A 6786-nucleotide genomic window follows, 5' to 3' on the forward strand; every position below is an offset into this window, starting at 1 on the left:
CGGCGAGGGTGCTGAGGGCGGTGGCTGCGGCGGACACGACGGACGCGACGGACGCGACGGACGACATGGAGGCGCTCAAGCACCTGCACGACGGCGGCGACTACCGGCGGCTCGCCGAACGGACCTCGAATCCCGACGTCCTGCGCCGGCTGGCCATCGGCGAGTACCCGTTCGTCTGGCACGCGATCGCCGACAACCCGGCCGCCCCCACCGACCTGCTGGCGGCCTTGGCCGGGCGCCGGCAGCAGGTGTGGAACGACAATCGCCTCCTTCGCTTGCTCGCGGCCCACCCCGCCCTCACGGGCGAGGCGTTGGACGGCCTGGTCGATGTCGTCGGGGACCGCCTGCGGGAGGGCGACCGCCCGTACGCGGCCGTCCTGGAGCTGGCCCGCCGACCGGAGCTGTCGGCCGAGCGGCTGCGCCCGCTCGGCCGACAGCCCGGGGCCTCGGCCAGGCTGCGCCGGGGGATCACCCGGGCGCTGGCGGAGCGCCCGGACCGGTGAGCGCGGGCGGGACCGAGCCGGGCGCCGCGCCGCCCGCCGCCGCCCGCGACCAGCGACCGGCGAGGACGGTGCCGACGATCAGCTGGAGCTGGTGGTAGAGCATCAGCGGCAGCACCATCAGCCCGGCTTGCGCTCCGAACAGGACGGTCGCCATCGGCAGGCCGTTGGCCAGGCTCTTCTGCGAACCGCAGAGCACCGCCGCGATGGTGGCCGGCCGATCGAGCCCCAGCAGCCGGGCACCGAGCCCGGTGGCCGCCAGGGCGGCGGCGAGCAGGGCGAGCAGCACCGCGAGGAGCCCGAGCAGTGCCAGCGGGGTGGCCAGGCCCCAGATGCCCTGGGACACCGCCGCGCTGAACGCCGTGTAGACGACCAGCAGGATCGAGCCGCGATCCACTGGCGTGAGCACCCGTTTGTGCCGGGACAGCGGACCGCCGAGCCACGGCCGCAGCACCTGTCCGAGCAGGAAGGGCGCGAGCAGCTGCAGCCCGATCCGCAGCAGCCCGTCGGCGGACAGCTCGGTGTGCGAACCCAGCAGCCAGGCCGCCAGCAGCGGTGTCAGCGCCAGACCCGCCAGGCTGGAGTAGGTGCCGGCACAGATCGCCGCCGGGACGTTGCCCCCGGCGGTGCCGGTGAGCGCCACCGAGGACTGCACCGTCGAGGGCACCAGACAGAGGAACAGCACCCCGGTCTGCAACGGCCCGGTGAGCGGGACGGGCGTGAGCAGCGCGGTGGCCACGCCGAGCAGCGGGAAGAGGACGAAGGTGGTGGCCACCACCAGCCCGTGCAGCCGCAGGTGGCGCAGCCCGGCCAGCGTCTCGCGGGTGGAGAGCCGGGCGCCGTAGAGGAAGAACAGCAGCGCCACCGCGAGGTCGCAGGCCACCCCGGCGACCCGTGCCGAGGCGCCGGAGGCCGGGAACAGCGCGGCCAGCCCGACTGTCCCGGCCAGCGCCGCCATGTACGGGTCCAGCCAGCGCGGCAGCAGTCTTCGGGAGCGGGGCCCGGAGCCGCGTCGCGTCCGCGCCCGTACCTCGAGCGCCTTTGCCCCGCGGGGCCGCTCCCCGCGCGCCCGGAGCCCTGGTGGCTGCTCCGGGCGCGCCAGGCCGTCGGTCACGGGCCGCCTCCCGTCACCGGGCGGAGGGCGGGCCCGGAGGAGGATCCCGGGCCGAGCAGGCCGCCCACCAGCGAGCCGGCGCCGTCGTGGTCGCTGCCCGCGGAGCCGCTGCCGTTCTGGAGGTTGGCCGTCCGGTCGATCTCGAGCCAGGAGTCGGCGTTCGAGTTGTCCACGACCGTGATCAGCCCGCCGCCGGCGGCCGCGGGCGCCGCGGCCCCCGCGAGCAGGGCGCAGGCCCCGACCAGCCCCAGCGCGGTGGCCCGCAGGGCGGCGGCCGCCGAGGGCTGGGCCGACGAGGGCTGGGCCGACGAGGGCAGGGCGGGCGAGGGCCGGGCCGGCCTGAGCTGCCCGGCCCTCATGCCGTCACCGCCATCAGCCCCCTGGGGCGCGCGATGTTCCGCTCCAGCAGCGCGGTGGACTCCCGCACGCCGACCTGCTCACGCCCCCCGGACGGGGTGGGCAGCCGCCCGTCGGCGCTCTTCAGCTCGGACAGCGCCTCGTCCATCGCCCGGTGCGCGGCGAACAGGCACGGGGTGCTGTAGATGGCCACGTCCACCCCCAGGGCCGACAGCTCCGAGAGCGACAGCCGGGGCGACTTGCCGCCCGCGATCTGGTTGAACAGCAGCGGCTTGTCGCCGACCACCCGGCGGATCCGGCGGATCCACTCCTCGCTGCGCACGCCGTCCACGAGCACCACGTCGGCGTCGGTGGCGGCGAGCGCCCGGGCCCGGCGCAGGATGTCGGCCTCCTCGGTGGCGTCGGTGCGCGCGACCACGACCAAGTCCGTCCGGTTGGCGAGGACGAGCTCCAGCTTCTCCAGGTACTCCTCCAGCGGGAGCACCAGCTTGCCGTCCGCGTGCCCGCAGCGGCGCGGCCGCTTCTGGTCCTCCAGGATCACGCCCGACGCGCCGATCCGTTCGAGCTTGCGCACGACGTGGCAGGCCACCTCCGGATCGACGTAGCCGTCGTCGATGTCGACCAGCAGGTGGTGCCGGGGAAAGGCCCCGCGCAGCCGTTCGACGAAGCCCACCATGTCGGGCCAGGCGATGAAACCGATGTCCGGCAGCCCGTAGTAGGAGGCCGCGAAGCCGAAGCCGGAGACGAACATGCCGTCGTAGTGCTCGGCCGCGATGGAGGCCGAGTACATGTCGTAGACGCCGATCAGCGGCGTCGCCCCCGGGCCCGCGATCTCCGCGCGCAGCCGCTGCCCGAGGCTGTCCGTTGCCGTGTTTCCGTGGAACAAGGTCTTCTCCTCACTGGGGATGACTTTGCCTGAACTTGGTGCTTACCAGACCGAACTGAGGTGTCATCACTATGCGCTCTTTAAGGTTCCGTGGGCAAATCTTTAAGTGAGATTCACTCGCGAGAGTGAAGAAATGTCGAAGATATGAAAGATGCTGATATGCATATCGGCTAAATGCTGTGACGCTCCAGCACGGTGGTCGGGGTCGGCGCCCCGGAGGCAGGGCTGTCGGAGTCGACTGCCGTCACGTGAATCGCCGGGCGGGCGGTTCTCAGGCCCGGTCGACCATTTTGCCCGTCATGAGCTGCCCTTTCAGCAAGGTGCGTACCCCGCCGCCGACGCTTGCGAATATGCCCCCATCGGCATTCCTGCGGACTTCCACCCGCAATCTGGAGAAGCCGAGTTCGGTGGTGCCCTGGACGATGTCGAACACCAGGGGCTTGTCGATCGGCCCCGTGTGCGCCAGCCATCCGGCCATTGCCAGTGCGGCCGAGCCTGTGGCGGGGTCTTCCGCGCAAACCGGCTCGGGAACGAAGATCCGAGCGCGGACTTCGGGCAGTTGCGGAACGAACACTGCCACCCCGAAGACGCCGGCCAGTCCGGGCACCTTCTCGGCGAGCGCCGCAACCCTGTGCGGCAGGGCCTCGGCCGACTCCAGATCGGCGGCGCTCACCGGGAGGCAGGCGAACCCGAGCCCGGCCGATGCCAATCTCACGGGCCCCACTGCCGCGTCCGGAGCGAGCCCAACCGCTTCGCATACGAGATCCGGAACGACGGGCGGACCCACCTGGCAGGCCCGTTCCTCCAGTACGGCACTTTCCCCTGTCGGTCCCACCTGTGCGTGAACGATTCCGCCCCGAGTGCGCAGCGCCACCCGGCCGGGCTGGGCCAGGCCCTGCCGCACCGCCACTGCGGCTGCTCCCACGAGGGGATGACCTGCGAAGTCCAGCTCGACGTAGGGGGTGAAGATCCGCACCTCCACCTCTCCTCCGTCACCCCGGCGCAGGAAGACGGTTTCCGGCATGGCCAGGCGGGCCGCCAGGCGTTGCATCAGCGCATCGTCACATGCGGCAGCGCACGTGACCACTCCGAGTGGCCCTCCGGTCAGCGGCTCATTCCCGAATACTTCGACCAGTTCGAATTTCATGCACCCGTCATCGCCGGAGAAGGTCGAGTTGTCGCTCGCGAGTGTGGGGAGCGCAGGGGTGCCGGCGGAGTGGGTCGTCATCGCGGTTCTCTCTTCGAGTGGCTCTGCTGTCGTCGGCTGGGCTGTCGTCCGTGGCTGCCGGGGTCGACATTGAGCATGGTGATCATCGGGCCGGCGGGGTCGGTTCGTGGAGGACGGCCGAGGCGAGTGCCGAGTCCGGGGCGCCCAGGTCTGCACGCGCGGATCCGTGCGTGCGTCAGGGCTCCTCATGGATTGGACGTTATATCCAGCCTGGACTAAGTGTCCACCAGGGGTGCCTTCTCGCGAACGGTCCGGTGCGAGAGCAAGGTCGATCACGGGGTGCCGGACCCCTGCCGGCAAGCCCCTCCGAAGTGCGCCGACCGATCCGGACCCGCCGAGCGCGGACGTCCGCACCGCCCACTCCGCGCGTCCACCCTCGAAGGGCACACCGCGGCCCGCAAGGGCAAGGAGGGCGGCCGACCGCCCGTCATCACCGACGACACGGTGCACACCGTCCTGCGCCGCCGCGCGGGTGGCGGTCAGTCGAACAGATCCAGCCCGGCCTGATCATCCCCGCCGGCACGCGGAAGGGGCGGAACCCCTCCGTCGCGAGCATCTACCGGGCGCCGGCCGAGCACGCCAAGCGCGAGGTGTGCCCCGAAGCCGTCGAACAGGCCCACATCGACTTCGCCGTCCTCCAGGTCGGCCAAGTCCCCGGTGCCCGCCTCACTGTCCCGGGCCGAGTGCCACTCTGACTGCAGAGAGCTATCTCTCGCTTCGCCGTGGCTTCGGGGGAACAGGGCCGTGTACGGGGCGAAGCCGGCGCCGGGGCCCGGTCGGTGAGGAGTGGGCCCCGGCGCGTGAGGGGTCAGGCGCGCGGGAGCGGGGGTGCGGCGCGGCGTTCGCGCAGTGTCCGGAGCATCCGGCGGGTGGCCTTGGTCGCGACCGGGGGCAGGAGCTCCAGGGCGAGCCGCCGTGAGGTGGAGCGCTGGATCGGGCCCTTGACCTGGTAGTTGAGGCGCATCACCCGGGCGCCGGCGATGGTGTCCTCGTCGACGGTGTACCCCTCGGTCGGCCAGTCGCGCTCCCGCAGGACGGCCTGGGCGGCCGCCGCGTCGCCCCAGGTGCCGTAGAACTTCATCGGGGTGAGCAGGACCGGCCGCAGTCCGCCGGTGAAGACCGCCTCCCAGACCGCGGCGGAGACGCCCGGGGTGTGCTCGGAGCGGTAGTCGTCCAGGGCGACCACGCCGTTCTCGCCGAGCGCGGCCCGGGCGACCGCGATGTCCCCGGCGACGTGCTCGTAGAGGTGGGAGGCGTCGACGTGGACGAAGCGGCAGCTGTCCGCCCGGACGCGGCCGTCGGCCAGCACCGAGGTCGGGGCCTGCACTATCTCGGGCAGCTCGCCGTGGAAGGCGAGGTAGTTGGCCTCGAAGGCGCTGCGGGTGAGGGTCTTGCGGTAGGACATGTTCATCTCGGCGGCGTTGTCGGCGTCGCCCGCCTCGGAGTCGAACAGGTCGCAGACCGTCAGCCGCTCACCCGGCTGCAGGTGGTCGCCGAGCAGGACGGCGCTGCGGCCGAGGTAGCTGCCGAGCTCCAGGATGTCGCCGGTGACGCCGGCCGCGGTCTGGGCGGACAGCAGGTGGCTGAAGGCGGCCCGGTCGAGGCTGAAGAACCAGCCGGGAATGTCGTCCCGCTTCAGCGGCGCGGAGTGGACTGCGGCCTCGACCGCGGTCTCGGACATGGGCACGGCGGCCTCCAGGGGGACGGCGGGGCGCGGTGGCGGGTCACGCCCGCGGAGGGGGACGCCGAGGACGTGAGGCGGATCATCATAGCGACGCCGGGGCGGGGGAGAGCCAGATGCGGAACGGCCTAAATCCGGCTCTTCGCTCTGCCGTTCGGCAGGGGTTCACGCCTTCGTTTCGCTCCCGAATCGCCTGGTCGGCCTAGCCTTCCGAGAGCTCCGCCCCACCCGGCCGTTCCAGCTCCGCGACGGTCTCGGACAGCCAGGCCCGCTCGGCCGCCGTGGAAGCCCGGGCGACGAGGAGCATCCCGCGCCGGAAGGGGTTCGGCTCGCGCTCGGCGGTCACCGGCTGCCCCGTCCCGTCGTAGAAGAAGCTGCTCGGAGCGTCCAGGAAGGCCAGTCGGCGGCGGAGCACGGCGGCCTGCCGGGTCGGGTCGGCGAGATGGTGCAGGAACGTGGTGACGGTGAAGAAGCGGATCTGGTCGGTGATCTCGGCCTGCTCCGGGTCGGCCAGGCGGCGCAGCAGTTCGGCCCGCCCCTGCGCCGTCAGCTCCAGCGTCTGCCGCGGTGCGGCGCCGCTGCCCGGTTCGGTGCGGCGGTGCAGCAGTCCGGCCTTCTCCAGCCGGGCGATGGCGGGGTAGAGCGCGCCGTCGCTCACCGGTCGGACATGACCGGTCAGTCCGGTGATCCGGGACTTGAGCTCGTAGCCGTGAAGCGGCTGGTCGTACAGGAAACCGAGGATCGCGAGCGTCAACACGGCTGGAGCCCTTCGGTCGGAGTGCGCCCTGTGGAGTCGTCATGTTACCTCTTGTCGATGTGCCTCGAAACGATGTATCTCTATTCGAGGCAGGTCGAGAGGGCCGCAGCCGATCGAGGAGAGCCGAGGCGGGCCGGGGCCCGCCCGGTCACGTACGAGCACCACAGGGGAAGGGAGATTCCCAATGATGTTGTCAAGCCAGGGCGGTGACGCCTCGTGACTGCCTTACTGCGCTGGGGCGGCGTTCTTGGGCGCAACTGCAT

At 72.0% G+C, this 6786-nt stretch carries 8 protein-coding genes; 1 reads left to right on the top strand and 7 read right to left on the bottom strand.

The genetic code is table 11. The features are described 5' to 3' along the window. Positions 1-20: 20 nt before the first annotated feature. A complete protein-coding gene (locus ACFY4B_RS25605) occupies positions 21-503 on the top strand; it encodes a hypothetical protein (RefSeq protein WP_387971341.1) in 483 nt (160 codons plus the stop codon). On the opposite strand, the gene ACFY4B_RS25610 is transcribed toward ACFY4B_RS25605, so the two are convergent. The 7 genes from ACFY4B_RS25610 to ACFY4B_RS25640 form a co-directional block, all read right to left on the bottom strand. Next, complete coding sequence (locus tag ACFY4B_RS25610) at positions 469-1458, bottom strand: bile acid:sodium symporter family protein (protein ID WP_387971344.1); 990 nt, start codon at positions 1456-1458, stop codon at positions 469-471. The genes ACFY4B_RS25605 and ACFY4B_RS25610 overlap by 35 nt on opposite strands. 152 nt (positions 1459-1610) lie before the next feature. After that, on the bottom strand, positions 1611-1973 hold the full coding sequence (locus ACFY4B_RS25615; RefSeq protein WP_387971346.1) for a hypothetical protein: 363 nt from the start codon (positions 1971-1973) through the stop codon (positions 1611-1613). After that, positions 1970-2857, bottom strand: coding sequence for an oxaloacetate decarboxylase (locus ACFY4B_RS25620; protein WP_387971349.1), 888 nt, complete (start codon positions 2855-2857; stop codon positions 1970-1972). Before ACFY4B_RS25620 ends, ACFY4B_RS25615 begins: the two co-directional genes overlap by 4 nt. A 271-nt stretch (positions 2858-3128) precedes the next feature. Continuing rightward, positions 3129-4085 carry a PhzF family phenazine biosynthesis protein gene (locus tag ACFY4B_RS25625; RefSeq protein ID WP_387971351.1) on the bottom strand — a complete coding sequence of 319 codons (957 nt, stop codon included), beginning with the start codon at positions 4083-4085 and terminating at the stop codon, positions 3129-3131. 479 nt (positions 4086-4564) lie between these two features. After that, a complete protein-coding gene (locus tag ACFY4B_RS25630; RefSeq protein WP_387971354.1) occupies positions 4565-4735 on the bottom strand; it encodes a hypothetical protein in 171 nt (56 codons plus the stop codon). A gap of 158 nt (positions 4736-4893) precedes the next feature. Then, on the bottom strand, positions 4894-5766 hold the full coding sequence (locus ACFY4B_RS25635; protein ID WP_387971357.1) for a class I SAM-dependent methyltransferase: 873 nt from the start codon (positions 5764-5766) through the stop codon (positions 4894-4896). Between the two features lie 202 nt (positions 5767-5968). Continuing rightward, entirely contained in the window at positions 5969-6523 is a 555-nt protein-coding gene (locus ACFY4B_RS25640) for a PadR family transcriptional regulator (protein ID WP_074003532.1), read from the bottom strand. Positions 6524-6786 lie beyond the last annotated feature (263 nt).

The organism is Kitasatospora sp. NPDC001261, from assembly GCF_042896795.1.
GTDB lineage: Bacteria > Actinomycetota > Actinomycetes > Streptomycetales > Streptomycetaceae > Kitasatospora.

Coding starts and splice junctions, on each gene's coding strand:
- ACFY4B_RS25610 (WP_387971344.1), bottom strand. CDS start 1,458: ATGGCGGCGCTGGCCGGGACAGTCGGGCTGGCCGCGCTGTTCCCGGCC.
- ACFY4B_RS25615 (WP_387971346.1), bottom strand. CDS start 1,973: ATGAGGGCCGGGCAGCTCAGGCCGGCCCGGCCCTCGCCCGCCCTGCCC.
- ACFY4B_RS25625 (WP_387971351.1), bottom strand. CDS start 4,085: ATGACGACCCACTCCGCCGGCACCCCTGCGCTCCCCACACTCGCGAGC.
- ACFY4B_RS25635 (WP_387971357.1), bottom strand. CDS start 5,766: ATGTCCGAGACCGCGGTCGAGGCCGCAGTCCACTCCGCGCCGCTGAAG.